The 16,682-nt window shown below is 59.6% G+C and carries 16 protein-coding genes; 5 read left to right on the forward strand and 11 right to left on the reverse strand.

All coding sequences use genetic code 11. The features are described 5' to 3' along the window. Positions 1–19 precede the first annotated feature (19 nt). The 4 genes from FQ182_RS01195 to FQ182_RS01210 form a co-directional block, all read right to left on the reverse strand. Positions 20–934, reverse strand: a complete 915-nt coding sequence (locus FQ182_RS01195; RefSeq protein WP_149412258.1) for an SdiA-regulated domain-containing protein — start codon at positions 932–934, stop codon at positions 20–22. A 121-nt stretch (positions 935–1,055) separates the two neighbouring features. Continuing rightward, positions 1,056–1,982: an SdiA-regulated domain-containing protein gene (locus FQ182_RS01200; RefSeq protein WP_149412259.1), complete on the reverse strand. Its 927-nt coding sequence runs from the start codon at positions 1,980–1,982 to the stop codon at positions 1,056–1,058. Positions 1,983–2,154: 172 nt separating this feature from the next. Further along, on the reverse strand, positions 2,155–2,820 hold the full coding sequence (locus FQ182_RS01205; protein WP_149412260.1) for a fumarylacetoacetate hydrolase family protein: 666 nt from the start codon (positions 2,818–2,820) through the stop codon (positions 2,155–2,157). 24 nt (positions 2,821–2,844) lie between these two features. Continuing rightward, complete coding sequence (locus FQ182_RS01210; RefSeq protein WP_149412261.1) at positions 2,845–4,239, reverse strand: FAD-binding oxidoreductase; 1,395 nt, start codon at positions 4,237–4,239, stop codon at positions 2,845–2,847. Between the two features lie 204 nt (positions 4,240–4,443). Here FQ182_RS01210 and serA point away from each other — a divergent pair, with 204 nt between their 5' ends. Next, a complete protein-coding gene (gene serA, locus FQ182_RS01220; RefSeq protein ID WP_133100897.1) occupies positions 4,444–5,673 on the forward strand; it encodes a phosphoglycerate dehydrogenase in 1,230 nt (409 codons plus the stop codon). Positions 5,674–5,734: 61 nt separating this feature from the next. Here the strand turns inward: serA and FQ182_RS01225 are convergent, their stop codons facing one another. Further along, positions 5,735–6,175 carry a DUF4399 domain-containing protein gene (locus tag FQ182_RS01225; protein ID WP_133100896.1) on the reverse strand — a complete coding sequence of 147 codons (441 nt, stop codon included), beginning with the start codon at positions 6,173–6,175 and terminating at the stop codon, positions 5,735–5,737. A 139-nt stretch (positions 6,176–6,314) separates the two neighbouring features. On the opposite strand from FQ182_RS01225, the gene FQ182_RS01230 reads away from it, so the two are divergent. Further along, complete coding sequence (locus FQ182_RS01230) at positions 6,315–7,094, forward strand: transporter substrate-binding domain-containing protein (RefSeq protein ID WP_149412262.1); 780 nt, start codon at positions 6,315–6,317, stop codon at positions 7,092–7,094. A gap of 37 nt (positions 7,095–7,131) precedes the next feature. Here the strand turns inward: FQ182_RS01230 and FQ182_RS01235 are convergent, their stop codons facing one another. Together FQ182_RS01235 and FQ182_RS01240 are read right to left on the reverse strand one after the other, a co-directional pair. Continuing rightward, positions 7,132–7,626 (reverse strand): DUF523 domain-containing protein, encoded by a 495-nt coding sequence (locus FQ182_RS01235; protein WP_149412263.1) that lies wholly within the window; start codon positions 7,624–7,626, stop codon positions 7,132–7,134. Between the two features lie 2 nt (positions 7,627–7,628). Next, positions 7,629–8,261, reverse strand: coding sequence for a 2OG-Fe(II) oxygenase (locus FQ182_RS01240; RefSeq protein WP_149412352.1), 633 nt, complete (start codon positions 8,259–8,261; stop codon positions 7,629–7,631). Positions 8,262–8,392: 131 nt separating this feature from the next. On the opposite strand from FQ182_RS01240, the gene FQ182_RS01245 reads away from it, so the two are divergent. After that, positions 8,393–9,145: a DUF2059 domain-containing protein gene (locus tag FQ182_RS01245; protein ID WP_149412264.1), complete on the forward strand. Its 753-nt coding sequence runs from the start codon at positions 8,393–8,395 to the stop codon at positions 9,143–9,145. A gap of 43 nt (positions 9,146–9,188) precedes the next feature. Here the strand turns inward: FQ182_RS01245 and FQ182_RS01250 are convergent, their stop codons facing one another. Continuing rightward, the gene (locus FQ182_RS01250; protein ID WP_149412265.1) at positions 9,189–10,130 is read right to left on the reverse strand and encodes an alpha/beta hydrolase; all 942 of its coding nucleotides are present in this window, start codon (positions 10,128–10,130) and stop codon (positions 9,189–9,191) included. A gap of 110 nt (positions 10,131–10,240) precedes the next feature. Here FQ182_RS01250 and FQ182_RS01255 point away from each other — a divergent pair, with 110 nt between their 5' ends. Together FQ182_RS01255 and FQ182_RS01260 are read left to right on the forward strand one after the other, a co-directional pair. Further along, on the forward strand, positions 10,241–10,816 hold the full coding sequence (locus tag FQ182_RS01255) for a DUF6436 domain-containing protein (RefSeq protein ID WP_149412266.1): 576 nt from the start codon (positions 10,241–10,243) through the stop codon (positions 10,814–10,816). A gap of 31 nt (positions 10,817–10,847) precedes the next feature. Next, positions 10,848–13,232, forward strand: coding sequence for a penicillin acylase family protein (locus FQ182_RS01260; protein WP_149412267.1), 2,385 nt, complete (start codon positions 10,848–10,850; stop codon positions 13,230–13,232). 460 nt (positions 13,233–13,692) lie between these two features. Here the strand turns inward: FQ182_RS01260 and FQ182_RS01265 are convergent, their stop codons facing one another. The 3 genes from FQ182_RS01265 to FQ182_RS01275 are packed head-to-tail and all read right to left on the reverse strand — an operon-like array spanning position 13,693 to position 16,633. Next, on the reverse strand, positions 13,693–14,577 hold the full coding sequence (locus FQ182_RS01265) for an ABC transporter permease subunit (protein ID WP_149412268.1): 885 nt from the start codon (positions 14,575–14,577) through the stop codon (positions 13,693–13,695). Further along, positions 14,574–15,494 carry an ABC transporter permease subunit gene (locus FQ182_RS01270; RefSeq protein WP_149412269.1) on the reverse strand — a complete coding sequence of 307 codons (921 nt, stop codon included), beginning with the start codon at positions 15,492–15,494 and terminating at the stop codon, positions 14,574–14,576. Before FQ182_RS01270 ends, FQ182_RS01265 begins: the two co-directional genes overlap by 4 nt. Next, positions 15,491–16,633, reverse strand: a complete 1,143-nt coding sequence (locus FQ182_RS01275) for an ABC transporter ATP-binding protein (RefSeq protein ID WP_149412270.1) — start codon at positions 16,631–16,633, stop codon at positions 15,491–15,493. Before FQ182_RS01275 ends, FQ182_RS01270 begins: the two co-directional genes overlap by 4 nt. Positions 16,634–16,682: the final 49 nt, after the last annotated feature.

A 16,682-nucleotide genomic window follows, 5' to 3' on the forward strand; every position in this document is an offset into this window, starting at 1 on the left:
CGAGGTGGGTTCGTTGGGTTCAGGGTGCCGGCTTCTTGAACACATAGAACAGGTTCGGCTCACTGACCATATAGAGCGTGCCGTGGTCGTCCATGGCAATCCCTTCGGCTTGGGGTACGCGTTTTTTCAAACCATGGCGTCCCTTGAGCAGCGACAAACTGCTCAAGGGACGACCGTCGATATCCAGCTCCAGCACCAGAAACGACTCATCGGACAGCGCCAGCAAATGGCCGCTGCGCTCATCGTATTGCAGGCTGGACAGGTCGCGCACAAACAGCCCTGCATCGCGCTTGGGGTTGTTGATGACGTGTACCGAGTAGGTTTTTTCTGGTTTGAAATGGGGGAAACCGTGCACTTCGTAGATCAGCATCGGGTCCTTTTCCTTGGCGACAAACAGCCGTTTGCCCACCGAGTCGTAGGCCAGGCCTTCAAAGCCCTTGTTGCTACCCAGGTGCAAACCCAAGGTCATTTGTTCGGCATCGGCGGCATCGAGAAACTGGGTGTCGTCCTTCAGGTGAACCTTGATCAACCGTTGCTGGTATTCGTCGCTGATGACGTAGGTGTTCTCGCTGATAAATTCCACCGCCTCGGCATCGCCAAAGCCCACCAAATGAATACGCCGCACAATTTTGCCACCCAGGGACAGCTCGATCAGTTCGGCGTTTTTATTGGTGACAGTGAACAGACTGTTGCGCACCGGATCGTAGGTCAGCGCCGAGACGTCATTGTCCAGGCCGTCGATGACCTGGGCCTCCACAGCGACTTGGTAGCCCGCCAGGCCAATGGAGCGCTCGTCGGCAGGCTGGCGCCAGGACTGCCAGTTGAACCAGGCACGTTCAAACAGGCGGAACTGCTGAGCGAGCACCCCCACGGCAACGAGGGCGATCAGCAACAGGATAAAAAAAGCGGGCTTGGGGCGGGCAAGTCGACGCATGGGAGCGGGCTCAAAGTAAAAACTGGCGAATGAATATCACGGCCGCCTGAATTTAAGCTTAAACGCACCTGACAGTCTGGTGAATGCCGCTGACAGAGAAGAGTCCGACGTAATCAGTCTGCTATTTCTGCTTCTCGAAACGATAGAACAGATTTGGCTCACTGACCATGTACAGGGTGCCGTTCTCGTCCATGGTCACACCTTCAGCACGGGGAATGGTGTTCTTCAAGCCGTTGAAGCCGCCGAGCAAGGTCATGAAGCTGACTTGCTCGCCTGTTCCATCCAACTCCAGCAGCAGGTGGGAATCGGCCGACAGCGCCAACATATGGCCGGTGCGCGGGTCGATGCTCAGGGCCGAAAGGTTGCGCATGTCCAATTCGGTGCTGGGGTGCTTCTGTTTGTCGCCAACCAGGGCCTGGCTGCCGTCGCTTTTCCAGGTGAACAAGGCCGGTGGGCGTTCCTCACCCAGTACGAGTTGCTGGTTGCGTTTGTCCCAGGTGATGGCTTCGAACGCTTTGTTCTGGTCCTTGGACGGGCCAAGGTCATAGGTCGGGAAGTCGGCGAAGGTCAGTTGGCGGGTGCCTGCATCGACCTTGACCAGGGTCAGGGTGTGCATGCGCTCATCGACAATGGCCAGCACGCCGTTCTCCATCACGGTCACACCTTCCGGGTTGTTCCAGCCAAGCAGCGGCATCTTGCGCAGCACATCGCCTTGCAGGCTCAGCTCGACCAGGAACGGGTTCTTGCCCATGACCGAGAACAGCGTTTTGGTTTGCGGGTTGTAGGCCAGGTCCGAAGCTTCGTCCTTTTCCATCCCCGGCAGTAGCTTGGCGTCGATCACCGCGTGATAGTCCGGAAGCCAGACGCTTTCCTGGCGCTCTACCGGGCTTTCGAAGCGCTCCAGCACCCATAACACGCCACGGTCGTCCCAGTGCATCGCCCAGGAGACGCCATAGATGATCGACCCGGCCAGGAACAGCCAGGAATACCAGCGCATGACGAAGCGTGAACGGCGAGAGGGTTTTACTGACGGAAGAGGCACGGCCATTGAGAACTTTCCAAAAAGTCAGCTATAGGTGATAGCACAGGATCGACAGGCCCGCGTGCCGCAGTCTAGGGATTATCCAGATGAGCTGTGAAAAAAATGCAACAAGCCAACGCTGGGCAACCTGGGAACGGGCTTGTCGTGGCGAGCGGACTTGCCCGCTCGCCACAAAGTTTTAGCGAACGCTGCTTTCGAAGCGACTGACACCCGGTAATTCCAGCACCAGTTCATCACCGGCATTCAACGGCCCCACGCCGGCAGGCGTACCGGTGAGGATCACATCACCCGCCTGCAGCGAAAAGCAGCCAGCCATGTGCTGGATCATCGGGATAATTGGATTGAGCATGCTGGCGCTATTACCATCCTGGCGCACCTCACCATTGATGGTCAGGCGAATGCCAATGTCGGCGATGTCCGCAAAACTGCTGCCCACTACAAACGGTGCAATCACCGCCGCGCCGTCGAAGGACTTGGCGATTTCCCACGGCAGCCCCTTGGCTTTCAGTTCGGCCTGTTTGTCGCGCAGGGTCAGATCCAGGGCCGGAGCGAAGCCAGAGATGGCGTCCAGCACTTCTTCGCGGCTGGGCTTGGTCGACAAGGGCTTGCCGATCAGTACCGCAATTTCCGCTTCGTAATGCACCGAACCACGCTCGGCAGGAATGGTGAAACCGCCTTCCAGCGCCACGACGCAACTGCCCGGCTTGATAAACAGCAGGGGCTCGGTGGGTACCGGGTTATCCAGTTCCTTGGCGTGTTCGGCGTAGTTGCGCCCGATGCACACCACTTTCCCCAGGGGAAAGTGGATATTGGTCCCGTCGACGTACTTATGCTGATAGCTCATTGACCCACTCCTGGTTCGTGACTGTTAAACAGCGAAAATCTTGCCTGGGTTCATGATCCCGTTCGGGTCGAACACTGCCTTCACTGCCTTCATGTATTCAATTTCTACTGGCGAACGGGTATAGCTCAGATAATCGCGCTTGGTCATCCCAACGCCGTGTTCGGCGGAGATCGAACCGTTGTACTTCTCGACGGTTTCGAACACCCACTTGTTGACGGTGGCGCACTTGGCGAAGAACTCGTCCTTGCTCAGGTTTTCCGGCTTGAGGATGTTCAAGTGCAGGTTGCCGTCGCCGATGTGGCCGAACCAGACAATTTCGAAGTCTGGGTAGTGTTCGCCGACGATCGCGTCAATTTCCTTCAGGAAAGCCGGGACTTTCGATACGGTGACCGAGATGTCGTTCTTGTACGGCGTCCAGTGAGAAATAGTCTCAGAGATGTACTCGCGCAGCTTCCACAGGTTGTGCAGCTGGGTTTCGCTCTGGCTCATCACGCCGTCCAGTACCCAGCCCTGCTCGACGCAGTGCTCGAAGGTTTCCAGGGCATCGTTGGCCACTTCTTCAGTGGTCGCTTCAAATTCCAGCAGCGCGTAGAACGGGCAGTCGGATTCGAACGGCGCCAGCACGTCGCCACGGGCGAGGACCTTGGCCAGGGCTTTGTCGGAGAAGAATTCGAAGGCGGTCAGGTCCAGCTTGCTCTGGAAGGCGTGCAACACGGGCATGATCGAGTCGAAATCGGCGGTACCGAGAACCATGGCGGTGAGGTTTTTCGGCGCACGGTCCAGGCGCATGGTCGCTTCAACCACAAAGCCCAAAGTGCCCTCGGCGCCGATAAACAGCTGGCGCATGTCGTAGCCGGTGGCGTTCTTGATCAGGTCTTTGTTCAGTTCCAGCAGGTCGCCTTTGCCGGTGACCACTTTCATGCCCGCGACCCAGTTGCGGGTCATGCCGTAGCGAATCACCTTGATCCCGCCGGCATTGGTGCCGATATTGCCGCCAATCTGGCTGGAGCCGGACGACGCGAAGTCCACCGGATAGTACAGGCCCTTTTCTTCGGCGGTGTTCTGCAACTGCTTGGTGACCACGCCCGGTTGGCACACGGCGGTGCGATCGGTGAGGTTCACGTCGAGGATCTGGTTCATATAGTCGAACGACACCACCACTTCGCCATTGGCGGCTACCGCTGCGGCCGAAAGGCCAGTGCGGCCACCAGATGGCACCAGCGCGACCTTGTGTTCATTGGCCCAGCGAACAATGGCCTGCACCTGCTCAGTGGTCTTCGGGAAGACAATGGCGGTAGGGGCCGGGGCGAAATGCTTGGTCCAATCCTTGCCGTAAGCATTCAGGGAGTCGGCATCGGTCAGGACCTTGCCAGGCTCAACCAGGGTCTTTAGCTCATCAATCAGGGCAGGATGGGTCATCGACAGAACTCTCGAACAATTCATGGTCATCCTGAGAACGCTTCACGTCGCAGGAATGGGTGTTTAGCGGGGCACGTATGCTAGCATACCGCCCCCGCAGGATAGTGCCCAAGGGCGTTCTGCGGTGACGGCTTTCCTGCCGTCCGGGTCAGCTTGCGCTGCTCGACTCCCTGCCAATTTTCTCCGGGATACAGGTTTACGCAGATGAGCAAGACTTCTCTCGATAAGAGCAAGATCAAGTTCCTTCTTCTGGAAGGCGTCCACCAATCGGCCGTCGACGTCCTGAAGGCCTCCGGGTACACCAGCATTGAGTACATCACCAGTTCTCTGCCGGAATCCCAGCTCAAGGAAAAGATCGCCGACGCGCATTTTATCGGCATCCGCTCCCGCACCCAGTTGACCGAAGAAATCTTCGACCATGCCAAGAAACTTGTGGCTGTAGGGTGTTTCTGCATCGGCACCAACCAGGTCGACCTCAACGCGGCGCGCGAGCGCGGCATCGCGGTGTTCAACGCACCGTATTCCAACACCCGTTCCGTTGCTGAACTGGTGCTGGCCGAGGCCATCCTGCTGCTGCGCGGTATCCCTGAGAAGAACGCTTCCTGCCACCGTGGCGGCTGGATCAAAAGCGCGGCCAACTCCTTCGAAATCCGCGGCAAGAAGCTGGGTATCGTCGGTTACGGCTCGATCGGCACGCAATTGTCGGTCCTGGCCGAAGGCCTGGGCATGCAGGTGTACTTCTACGACACCCTGACCAAATTGCCGCTGGGCAACGCCACTCAGGTCTCCAGCCTGACTGAGCTGCTGGGCATGTCGGACATCGTCACCCTGCACGTTCCGGAAACCGCTGAAACCCAGTGGATGATGGGCGAGAAAGAAATCCGCGCCATCAAGAAGGGCGGAATCTTGATCAACGCTGCTCGCGGCACCGTGGTCGAACTGGACGCCCTGGCCGACGCGATCAAGGACAAGCACCTGATCGGCGCCGCCATCGACGTGTTCCCGGTAGAGCCTCGCTCCAACGACGACATCTTCGAAAGCCCGCTGCGTGGCCTGGACAATGTGATCCTGACCCCGCACATCGGCGGTTCCACCGCTGAAGCCCAGGCCAACATTGGCCTGGAAGTGGCGGAGAAGCTGGTCAAGTACAGCGACAACGGTACATCGGTGTCCTCGGTCAACTTCCCGGAAGTGGCTCTGCCGGCTCACCCTGGCAAGCACCGCCTGCTGCACATCCACAAGAACATTCCGGGTGTGATGAGCGAGATCAACAAGGTCTTCGCGGAAAACGGCATCAACATTTCCGGTCAGTTCCTGCAGACCAACGAGAAAGTCGGCTACGTCGTCATCGACGTCGACGCCGAGTACTCGGACCTGGCGCAAGAGAAGCTGCAGCACATCAACGGCACGATTCGTAGCCGCGTGTTGTTCTAGGTTTCAAGCGTCCACGAAAAAGGGAGACCCTCGGGTCTCCCTTTTTTTGTCTGAACAAATCTTACTTAACGTTAACCGTAATGACTTTAGACGCTACAGTCGGGTTGAACTGCATGTGCAGCTTGTCGCCGGCCACCAGTTGCAAGGTGTGCTTACCTGGAGTGAGGGTCAGTTCGGTTTCGGTCTGGGCCTTGCCGTAGTGGATCACGGTGTCGGTAGCCGGAATCGGCACGCTGGCGTCAGGCAGTGCTTTCTGGTCGACCAGCAGGTGGTGGTGACCGGTGCCTGGGGTCTGGTCGGTGGCTGGGGCCAGTTTCAGGCCTCCCATGCCGAACTTGACGGTGAAGGTCTTATCGACAGTGGCGCCGTCTTTGGGCGAGACGATGAAGACTTTGGCATCAGCCGGTGGTTCGCTACGAGGGATACCGTCTGCGGCAGTCGCCAGCATCGAAGCACCCAGCAATAGGCTGGCCAGGGTTGCACGGGACAAAAAGGCTTTCATTAACTTCTCCAGTTTTTTTGTGAAATCTGTAGGGTTATGACAACTTAGCGACAAATCGTTGTCCAAGGCACTCAACACCATAGCAAAGCAAAGCGAGTCTGAACGACGCCTCGCACATTCGAATTCTTTAGGAGTGACCATGCATTTTTTGCCTGGCCTGTTACTTTTGCTACCCCTGATAAGCCCCTTGGCTCATGCCGAAATGTTCGATGATGTGTTTGATCGCGGCGAATTGCGCATTGCCCAGGAGGCCAACACACCGCCCTTCAACTTCAAGGAAGGCGACAAGCTCACCGGCTTTGAAGTGGAACTGGGTGAGTTGCTGGCCAAAGAGATGGACGTACGCGCCTCCTTTATCACCACCGATGCCACGGACATGCTGCCCGGCGTGGAAAGCGGTAAGTACGACGTGGCGATCAACCATATCGCTGTGACTCCTGAACTGCAGGATCGTTTCGATTTCAGCGAACCCTATAGTTATTCCAGTGCCCAGTTGATTGTGCGCAAGCAGGAAAACCGCCCATTGGGCAGCCTTGACGCGTTCAAGGGCAAGGCGCTGGGCGTGGCCCAAGGCAGTCAGTTTGTGGAGCAGGCGCGCACCGCCGAAGGTGTCGACCTGCGCAGTTACGCCGACGCCAAACAACCGATCAAGGACGTGGCCGACCAGCAGATCGATGCGGCCATCAGTGATCGGCTGCTGATTCCCTACGCGATTCGCGACAGTCAGTTACCGGTTAAGGAAGGTGCAACCGTCGGCCCGACCTTGAGCCTGGCGATTCCCTTCCAGAAGGGCAACCCCGCGTTCAAGTCGAGCCTGGACAAGGCGCTGCAACGAATCAAGGCGGATGGCCGGCTGACGGCGTTGTCAGAGAAATGGTTCGGGATGGATGCGAGCAAGCCGATGGCGAAGGCTGACTAAACTCGATCAATGTGGGAGCTGTCGAGCCCATATTAGGTCAGTGCGGATTTGAGAGGTGCGCCAGCGCCTGTGCCGCCTCGGGCAGCTCCAGCTCACTGAACACCAACACCCCATGGCGCTTGAGCAACGCCGCTGTCACTCCTTCGCCGCTCACCTTCACGCCGGTGAAGGTGCCGTCATAGGTCAGCAGATTGCCGCATGACGGGCTATTGGCCTTGAGCACCGCAATACGAATACCGTGGCGCTGCACCAACGCCAACGCCTGACGCGCGCCGTCGAGAAAGGCTTCGCTGAAGTCTTCACCTTCAGCCGTCAGCACCTTAGCGCGGCCTTCCCAGACATCAACGCCCTGCCCGCCCGCAATCTCGGCAGACGGACGTGGCGTCGGCAAGCCACCGGCCACTTCTGGGCACACTGCAACCACGCGGCCTTCGGCCTGCCAAGCGGCCAGTTGATCAAAGGGCCCGCTGGCCCCGCCGTCGTATCGCACGCGATGCCCGAGCAGGCAGCGGCTGATCAAGATTTTTTCCATGATTAAAACGGCTCGTTGCCCCGCCGGCGAAACCAGCCCGTCAAGGACAGGCGCTCGCGGGTGGCGGGCAGGACTTCATGGGGCACTTCACCCGACAGGAACACCACGAGGCAACCGCCGATTGGCACCACATCGTGCTCCAGACCCTCGTCAAGGTACATGCGTAACTGGCCGCCATGCTCAGGCAGCCAGGCATTGTTCAAGTAGATCACCGCAGAGACCATACGCCGGTCGTCGTCGCGAAAGCGGTCAATATGCCTGAGGTAAAACGCTCCCGGTGGGTACAGGGCGAAATGGCTTTCAAAATCTTCCAGACCGAGGAACAGGCCTCGATTCATCGCCACCCGCAGGCTGTCCATCAGGTCGAGGTAATTATCGCAGGCAGCGACCTGGCCGGCTTCCAGCCATTGAATGTGATCACCACGAATACCCTCGCGAATCTCCTGAAACGGCCCGCGCCCAACGGCTGCTGGTGCCAATTCACCTTCAGCGGCACGTTTATGGCACTCAGCCGCCAGTTCCAGGGTCAGAGCCTCTGGCAGGAAGATGTTCTGCTGCGACCAGCCTTTCACAGCCAAGTCGTCGACGATGCGTAACAACAGCGGGTGATCAGAGGGTATTTGCATGGCGCGCATAGTATCCATACCCCTGTGAATCCGACAGCGCCGCTGAGCGTCTGAATACACTTTAGTCAGGTGACTGATAGGACTTCTCGACAAATCCTACGCCCGACACGGACAATAGTGGCCGACTGACAGGAGTCCATATGCGTCGTTTGTTTTTTTCCTTGCTGATGTTCTGCGTTTTACCCGCTTGGGCAGACAGCCATGACCAGTTGTACACGGTCGCCGGCTGGCCAGAACAACGCGCGCATTTTAATGACGCCTTGAGTGCCGCTCAGCAACGCTATCGCAACAGCTTGCCGCCCGCCGTATACCAAGCGCTGGTGGACAACAGCAATAAGCGCTTCAACCCCAAGGCCATGGATCAGCGGGCCGAGGCGCAGTTGCGCAAAAATCTGGTGGACCCAAAACCTGCACTGGCCTTCTTCCAGTCGCCCTTGGGCAGCAAGATCGTCGCCGCCGAATTGCTCGCGACCCGTCGGGATCAGTTGGCGAAAAACGCCCAGGGCCTGCCGCAAATCCAGGCCGATGCCACCCGTAGCCTGATCATCGGCCACCTGGCCCAGGCGCTACCCGCCCGAGAGGCCGGCGCGGAGGTTAGCCTGGCGATTGCCGGTGTGGCGGCCGACAGCTTGAGCCAGATGATTCCCGGCCTACTGGGCGGCGGTCAGGCCCAAGGTATGTTGAACGGCCAGCGCGAGCGGTTAATGCAGCAGATTGGCAATGACTTGAACAACACGCTGTTGTACGTCTATCGCGATTTGTCCGACCCGGAGTTGGAAGAATTCGCTACGTTTGCCGAGTCGCCGGAAGGCAAGGCTTACTATCAAGCGGCCTTGGCCGCGATCCGCGCCGGCCTGGCCGTCGGCCAAAGTACATCGAGCCTGGCTCCGTAATAAATGTGGAGCGGGCAAGCCCGCTCCCACCTGTAGATTTCGGTCAGCTCAGGTGGTCGGTGAGGAACTTGAAATACTCTTGGCGAATCTGTGGAATCTCATTGGCCAAATGATGCCTGCCACGCGGCAACATCAAAATCTCAGGCTGATCAAACTTCCCCTGCAGCACTTGTAAGTTGTGCTGCCAATCCACCGTCATATCTTCTTCACCCTGCACAATCAGCGGCCGCCGACTGCTGCGCGGTGCGGCTTCGATACGCTTGATCCAGCGTGCCAGCGCACCCACCCAGGCGGTGGGCAGTTGCCGCGGCTGCAACGGGTCTGCTTCCAGGAACGGCCTGAACGCAGGGTCGTTGGTGTTATCGCTGAAGCGTCGGGCAATGCCTTTGACGAACGGTTTGAGCAAGTAATAGCTGAGCTGCGACCAACCCCAGGCTCGAGGCCGGACCAGCGGTGACAACAGGAACGTCTTGCCTTGCGCCGGGCTGTCGACGCCGTGGTTGAGCAGGTGGTCCACTACAATCGCCCCGCCGGTGCTTTGCCCGAACAGGTGCCACGGCTGAGGCAGTTGCAACGCCTTGGCCTGCTCGAACAGCGCCTGCACCACGCTCTGGTACACCGCGAAGTCGTCGATGCTGGCCCGCTCGCCACTGGACAGCCCGTGGCCCGGCAGGTCGCAGGCGATCACCACGAAACCCTGGTCCAGGCCCCAGTCCACCACGTTGCGATACAGGCCCATGTGATCGTAGAAACCGTGAAACAGGAACATCGTTGCCACAGGTTGCCGTGGCCACCAGACCTGGCTGACCACCTCGAATCCGTCGACCTCAAAACGCCCCAGGCGGCTGACAACCGGCTCCTTGCGGGCCGCCAGGTCCAGACCATAGAAGCGCTGATAGACCCGGGCCTCGGCTGAGAGCGGCTGCGCATCCACCAACGGCCGCAAGCTTTCGCGAAGGTGATCGGGGTCAAAGGTCACGGGCATAAGAGGTTCCAGACTAGAGGCTTGGTGCGCTGCACAGGTTTTATCGAGCTGCGATATTCATCTGTCAGGGCAAGCATGGCAAGCTACGCGTCCTTCGAGGATTGATCTGAATGCGAAAGCCTTACCGCACGGCCCTGTTCGCCAGCCTGATCGTACTGATCTGCGCGGTGGGGTTGTGGGCGGCGTATGACTGGTTCCAGGATCGCTACCTGCGAGCCTTCAGCGAACACACGGCGGTGTTTTCCGGGGACATGCTCAAGCTGCCCAACGACCTCGCCGGGCCCGGCCCGATTCGCCTGGTGCATTTCTGGGACCCTGCGTGCCCGTGCAACGTCGGCAATCAACAGCACCTCAGCGAATTGATCGAGCAATACGCGCCCCAGGGCGTGGAGTTCTACGCCCTGCAAAAAGCCGGCAGCCACGGCCAGTTGCCCACGACCCTCGGCGCAATGAAAGTCCTCACGGCCCTGCCCGGCGCCGAACACGTGCCCGCCAGCCCCGCCATGGGGATTTGGGATCGCACGGGCAAGCTGGCCTATTTCGGGCCTTACAGCGAAGGGCTGACCTGTAATTCCAGTAACAGCTTTATCGAACCTATCCTGCAGGCACTCAAGGGTGGACGCGACGTGAACGCAACCCACACCCTGGCGGTGGGCTGCTATTGTTCCTGGCCGGAAGGTTTGTAGTCTGCTGCCCCATTCTCACTAAGGAATTTCCATGAAGCGCGTGTTGTCGGTCCTCACAGCCCTACTGGTGCTGATCGCCCTCAGCGCCGGCTGGTACGTCTACAGCAAGCAGCCGACCCGCCAGGGCACGGTAGAGATAGCCAACCTGCAAGGCTCGGTGACTGTTCGCTATGACGACCGTGGCGTACCCCATATCCGCGCCGAGAACGAAGCCGACCTGTACCGCGCCCTTGGCTATGTGCATGCCCAGGACCGGCTGTTCCAGATGGAAATCATGCGTCGCCTGGCCCGTGGCGAACTGGCCGAAGTGCTCGGCCCCAAGTTGCTGGACACCGACAAACTGTTTCGCAGCCTGCGCATCCGTGACCGCGCCACCACTTATGCAGCGCAGATGGACCGCCAGTCGCCCCACTGGAAAGCCCTGCAAGCCTACCTGGACGGTATCAACCAGTATCAGGACAGCCACGCCAAACCCATGGAGTTCGACGTACTGGGCATCCCCAAGCGCCCGTTTACCGCCGAAGACACCATCAGCATCGCCGGCTACCTGGCCTACAGCTTTGCCGCCGCCTTTCGTACCGAGCCCTTGCTGACTTACGTACGCGATCAACTCGGCAGCGACTACCTGAAAACTTTCGACCTTGACTGGAAACCCAGGGGCGATCTTGGCCTGGCCGCCGGCGACTGGAAAGACCTTGGCGCCATCGCCCGCCTGAGCGAGCAGGCTTTGGCCGATAACGGCCTGCCGCAGTTCGAGGGCAGCAACGCCTGGGCCATCAGCGGCGCACGCACCAAGAGCGGCAAGCCGTTGCTGGCTGGCGACCCACATATCCGCTTCTCGGTGCCGTCGGTGTGGTACGAGGCGCAGTTGTCGGCACCGGGCTTTGAACTCTACGGTTATCACAACGCGCTGGTGCCGGTAGCGTTCCTGGGGCACAACAAGGATTTCGGCTGGAGCCTGACCATGTTCCAGAACGATGATCTGGACCTGATCGCCGAACAGGTCAACCCGGACAACCCCAATCAGGTCCGCTACCACGACCAGTGGGTCGACATTACCAGCAGCGAGCAGCAGATCGCCATCAAGGGCCAGGCCCCGGTGACGCTGACCCTGCGTCAATCGCCCCACGGCCCGATCATCAATGACGTGCTCGGCGCAAACGCTGGCAAGACGCCGATCGCCATGTGGTGGGCGTTCCTCGAAACCGAGAATCCGATCCTCGACGGCTTCTACCAGCTCAATCGTGCCAACACCCTGGCCAAGGCTCGCAGCGCCGTGGCCAAGGTCCACGCACCGGGACTGAATATTGTCTGGGCCAATGCCAAGGGCGATATCGGCTGGTGGGCGTCGGCGCAGTTGCCGATCCGCCCGGCCGACGCCAAGCCCGGTTTTATCCTCGATGGCAGCACCACCCAGGCCGACAAGCTCGGCTTCTACCCGTTTAGCGCCAACCCACAGGAAGAAAATCCGGCGCGTGGCTACGTGGTCTCCGCCAACGCACAGCCCGTGTCGCCCACCGGCATGGAGATTCCTGGCTATTACAACCTGGCGGATCGCGGCCAACAGTTGAACGCGCAATTGAGCGACAACCGTGTGAAATGGGATCTGGAAAACAGCCAGGCCTTGCAGCTCGGCACCACCACCGCCTACGGGCCAAGGCTGCTGGCGCCGCTGTTGCCAGTGCTGCGTGATGTGGTCAAGGACCCGGTAGAGTTGAAACTGGTGGAGCAACTGGCCGCGTGGAAAGGTGATTACCCGCTCGACTCCACCAGCGCCACGCTGTTCAACCAGTTGCTGTTTGATCTTGCTGATGCCGCGATGCGTGACGAGCTGGGCGACGCCATGTTCCAGACCCTGCTCTCGACCCGGGTCATCGACTCCGCCCTGCCGCGCCTCACAGCTGCCACCGACTCGCCGTGGTGGGACAACCGCACCACCCCACTCAAGGAGACCCGCACCGACACCGTCCGGCTCGCCTGGCAAGCTAGCCTTGCGCACCTCAAGGCCACCTTCGGCGATAACCCGACGCAGTGGCAGTGGGGCAAGGCGCATACCCTGACTCATGGCCATCCGCTGGGATCGCAGAAGCCGTTGGACCAGATCGTCAATGTCGGCCCCTTCGCGGCCCCCGGCACCCACGAAGTGCCAAATAACCTGTCTGCCGCCATCGGCCCGGCGCCCTGGCCGGTGACTTATGGGCCGTCAACCCGGCGCCTGATCGACTTCGCCGACGCCGCGCACGCCCTGACCATCAACCCGGTAGGGCAAAGCGGCGTGCCGTTCGACAAGCACTACGCCGACCAGGCAGAAACGTATATCGAGGGTGGGTATGAGCAGGCGCACCTCAATGATGAGGAAGTGACGGCCAATACCCGAGGTACGCTCAAACTGTTGCCGGCCAGAGCCGCGCAATAGCGCTCAAACTGGCGCCGCGAAATTCAGCCTGAATTGTTGCGGCGTCACTCCAAGCCTGCGATTGAACACGCTGCGCATGTGCTGGGCTTGTGACAAGCGGGCTTTGTGGCGAGCGGGCTTGCCCGCGTTGGGCTGCGCAGCAGCCCCAGTAAGGCCGCCGCATTCTTACAGACAAAGTCGCAGCGCCAGGTTTGGGGCCGCTTCGCGACCCAACGCGGGCAAGCCCGCTCGCCACAAAAACCCGCGAGGGGATCAGATGTCTGGGTTCAGGCCGATGAACTTTGTCGAGGTGATTCGCCAGTCGCCCTGGACTGCATAACCGACTTGCAATGCAATCAAATGTGGGAGCTGGCTTGCCTGCGATGGCGGGGTATCAGTCAACCAATCAGTCGACTGACAGGGCCTCATCGCAGGCAAGCCAGCTCCCACATTTTGATCCAGTTTCTTCAGGTAGACCTGATTAAACTGGCGCAGGCGCCCGACGCACATCTGGCTGCTTCCAACCGTCCGCTGCCGCTTCTTCAATCGCCTGCTGGATCGCCTTCTTGCGGCGCTCTTCGGCACGGCGGCTGAAGAACCACACCAGGAAGGTCACCAGCGACACCGCCAACAGAATCAGGCTGGCCACGGCGTTGATCTCGGGTTTAACCCCCAGACGCACCGCCGAGAACACTTCCATCGGCAACGTGGTGGAACCCGGCCCCGAGACAAAGCTGGCTAATACCAGGTCATCCAGGGACAGCGCGAAGGACATCATCCCACCCGCCGCCAACGACGGCGCGATCATCGGGATGGTGATCAGGAAGAACACCTTCCACGGCCGCGCACCCAGGTCCATCGCCGCTTCTTCGATCGACAGGTCCAGCTCACGCAAACGCGCCGACACCACCACCGCCACATACGCCGAACAGAACGTGGTGTGAGCGATCCAGATGGTGACGATGCCACGTTCCTGGGGCCAGCCGATCATCTGCGCCATGGCTACAAACAGCAGCAACAGCGACAGACCGGTGATCACTTCTGGCATCACCAGCGGCGCCGTAACCAGGCCGCCGAACAGCGTGCGGCCCTTGAACTGGCTGATGCGCGTCAGCACAAATGCCGCCAACGTGCCCAACGCCACTGCCGCCACCGCCGTGTAGCAGGCGATTTCCAGGGAGCGTGCTACCGAGCCCATCAGTTGGGTGTTATCCAGCAGGCCGATATACCACTTGATCGACCAACCGCCCCACACCGTCACCAGTTTCGACTCGTTGAACGAATAGATCACCAGAATCAGCATCGGCAGGTAGATAAACAGCAGCCCGACGACCAGCATAAAGCTGGAGAAACTGAAGCGCTTCATATCTTGCCCTCCATCTCTTTGGCTTGGCTGCGGTTGAACAGGATGATCGGCACGATCAGGATCGCCAGCATCACCACCGCCAGGGCAGAAGCCACCGGCCAGTCACGGTTGTTGAAAAATTCTTGCCACAACACTTTACCGATCATCAGGGTTTCCGGACCGCCCAGCAGTTCAGGGATCACGAACTCGCCCACCACCGGGATAAACACCAGCATGCAGCCGGCGATGATGCCGTTTTTGGACAGTGGCACGGTGATTTTCCAGAAACTGTTGAAGGTACTCGAACCCAGGTCCGACGCGGCTTCCAGCAGACTCTGGTCATGTTTGACCAAGTTGGCGTAGAGCGGCAGGATCATGAACGGCAGGTAGGAATAGACCACGCCGATATACACCGCGATGTTGGTATTGAGTATCTGAAACGGCTCGTTGATCAGTCCGATGGACATCAGGAAGCCATTGAGCAAGCCGTTGTTGCTGAGGATACCCATCCACGCATAGACGCGGATCAGGATCGCCGTCCAGGTCGGCATCATGATCAGCAGCACCAGCACGGTCTGCATTTCCTTGCGGGCGCTGGCGATGGCATAGGCCATCGGATAACCGATCAGCAGGCACAACACTGTGCTGAAAAACGCCATCTTCAGCGAGCCAAGATAGGCTGCGATGTACAACTCGTCATCGCCCAGCATCGCGTAGTTGGCCAGGTTGAGCACCAACTGCAGCTTCTGTTCAACGAAGGTGTAGATCTCAGTGTACGGAGGGATCGCTACGTCGGCTTCGGCAAAGCTGATCTTCAGGACGATGAAGAACGGCAGCATGAAGAACAGGAACAGCCAGAGGAAAGGTATCCCGATGACCACATGCCGGCCACCGGGGGTTATTCGTTGCAACTGGCGCTTGAGTTTCTTCATGTTCATGAACGAAGTACCACGCCGCTGTCGTCTTCCCACCACACGTAGACCTGGTCACCCCAGGTCGGCCGCGCGCCACGGCGTTCAGCGTTGGCGACGAAGGACTGCACCAGCTTGCCGCTGGGCAGCTCGACGTAAAACACCGAGTGCCCTCCCAGGTAGGCGATATCGTGGACCTTACCGCTGGACCAGTTGTGCTCGCAGGTCGGCATTTCGGAGGTCACCAGCAGTTTTTCCGGGCGGATGGCGTAGGTCACCGACTTGTCTTCTAGCGAGGTGGCGATGCCGTAGCCGACATAGATGTCGCGGTCCAGGTCAGGGCACTTGAGCAGCGCGTGGCCTTCGGCGTCGTCCACAACCTGGGTTTCGAAGATATTGACGTTGCCGATGAACTCGCACACCAGGCGGCTGGTTGGCGTCTCGTAGATGTCGATGGGGCTGCCGATCTGCGCGATCCAGCCCAGGTGCATGATCGCAATGCGCTCGGCCATGGTCATGGCCTCTTCCTGGTCGTGGGTCACCATCACGCAGGTCACACCCACGCGCTCGATGATTTCCACCAGCTCCAGTTGCATTTGCGAACGCAGCTTCTTGTCCAGGGCGCCCATCGGCTCATCGAGCAACAGCAACTTCGGCCGCTTGGCCAGGGAGCGGGCCAGGGCCACGCGCTGACGCTGGCCGCCAGACAGTTGGTGCGGCTTGCGCTTGGCGAACTGGCTCATCTGTACCAGCTTGAGCATTTCCGCGACGCGGGCATCCACCTCGGCCCTGGGGATCTTGTCCTGTTGCAGGCCGAAAGCGATGTTCTGCGCCACCGTCATGTGCGGGAACAAGGCGTAGGACTGGAACATCATGTTGATCGGCCGCTCGTAGGGCGGCATGTCGGTGATGTCCACACCGTCGAGGAAAATCCGGCCCTCGGTCGGGCGCTCGAAACCTGCGAGCATACGCAGCAGGGTGGACTTGCCTGAACCCGAACCGCCGAGCAAGGCGAAGATCTCGCCTTTCTTGATTTCCAGGGACACATCGTCCACGGCAATCGTCTCGTCGAATTTCTTCGTGACCCGGTCGATTTTGACCAGCACCTTTTTCGGTGTCTGGTCGCCCTCGAGGGCTTTCTTATAGGCGCCGGAGGCAACTGCCATTTACGAAACTCCCAACAAAAAGAGTGCAGTTCGCCCGAGGCGGGCGAAC

The organism is Pseudomonas sp. ANT_H4, from assembly GCF_008369295.1.
Lineage (GTDB): Bacteria > Pseudomonadota > Gammaproteobacteria > Pseudomonadales > Pseudomonadaceae > Aquipseudomonas.

What these genes read in the sequence shown, in the direction of transcription:
- FQ182_RS01200 (WP_149412259.1), bottom strand. Translation starts at nt 1,982, where the DNA reads ATGGCCGTGCCTCTTCCGTCAGTAAAACCCTCTCGCCGTTCACGCTTC.
- FQ182_RS01270 (WP_149412269.1), bottom strand. Translation starts at nt 15,494, where the DNA reads ATGAACATGAAGAAACTCAAGCGCCAGTTGCAACGAATAACCCCCGGT.
- FQ182_RS01250 (WP_149412265.1), bottom strand. Translation starts at nt 10,130, where the DNA reads ATGCCCGTGACCTTTGACCCCGATCACCTTCGCGAAAGCTTGCGGCCG.
- FQ182_RS01265 (WP_149412268.1), bottom strand. Translation starts at nt 14,577, where the DNA reads ATGAAGCGCTTCAGTTTCTCCAGCTTTATGCTGGTCGTCGGGCTGCTG.
- FQ182_RS01245 (WP_149412264.1), top strand. Translation starts at nt 8,393, where the DNA reads ATGCGTCGTTTGTTTTTTTCCTTGCTGATGTTCTGCGTTTTACCCGCT.
- FQ182_RS01195 (WP_149412258.1), bottom strand. Translation starts at nt 934, where the DNA reads ATGCGTCGACTTGCCCGCCCCAAGCCCGCTTTTTTTATCCTGTTGCTG.
- FQ182_RS01260 (WP_149412267.1), top strand. Translation starts at nt 10,848, where the DNA reads ATGAAGCGCGTGTTGTCGGTCCTCACAGCCCTACTGGTGCTGATCGCC.
- FQ182_RS01230 (WP_149412262.1), top strand. Translation starts at nt 6,315, where the DNA reads ATGCATTTTTTGCCTGGCCTGTTACTTTTGCTACCCCTGATAAGCCCC.
- FQ182_RS01255 (WP_149412266.1), top strand. Translation starts at nt 10,241, where the DNA reads ATGCGAAAGCCTTACCGCACGGCCCTGTTCGCCAGCCTGATCGTACTG.
- FQ182_RS01275 (WP_149412270.1), bottom strand. Translation starts at nt 16,633, where the DNA reads ATGGCAGTTGCCTCCGGCGCCTATAAGAAAGCCCTCGAGGGCGACCAG.
- FQ182_RS01240 (WP_149412352.1), bottom strand. Translation starts at nt 8,261, where the DNA reads ATGCGCGCCATGCAAATACCCTCTGATCACCCGCTGTTGTTACGCATC.
- FQ182_RS01225 (WP_133100896.1), bottom strand. Translation starts at nt 6,175, where the DNA reads ATGAAAGCCTTTTTGTCCCGTGCAACCCTGGCCAGCCTATTGCTGGGT.
- FQ182_RS01205 (WP_149412260.1), bottom strand. Translation starts at nt 2,820, where the DNA reads ATGAGCTATCAGCATAAGTACGTCGACGGGACCAATATCCACTTTCCC.
- FQ182_RS01235 (WP_149412263.1), bottom strand. Translation starts at nt 7,626, where the DNA reads ATGGAAAAAATCTTGATCAGCCGCTGCCTGCTCGGGCATCGCGTGCGA.
- FQ182_RS01210 (WP_149412261.1), bottom strand. Translation starts at nt 4,239, where the DNA reads ATGACCCATCCTGCCCTGATTGATGAGCTAAAGACCCTGGTTGAGCCT.
- serA (WP_133100897.1), top strand. Translation starts at nt 4,444, where the DNA reads ATGAGCAAGACTTCTCTCGATAAGAGCAAGATCAAGTTCCTTCTTCTG.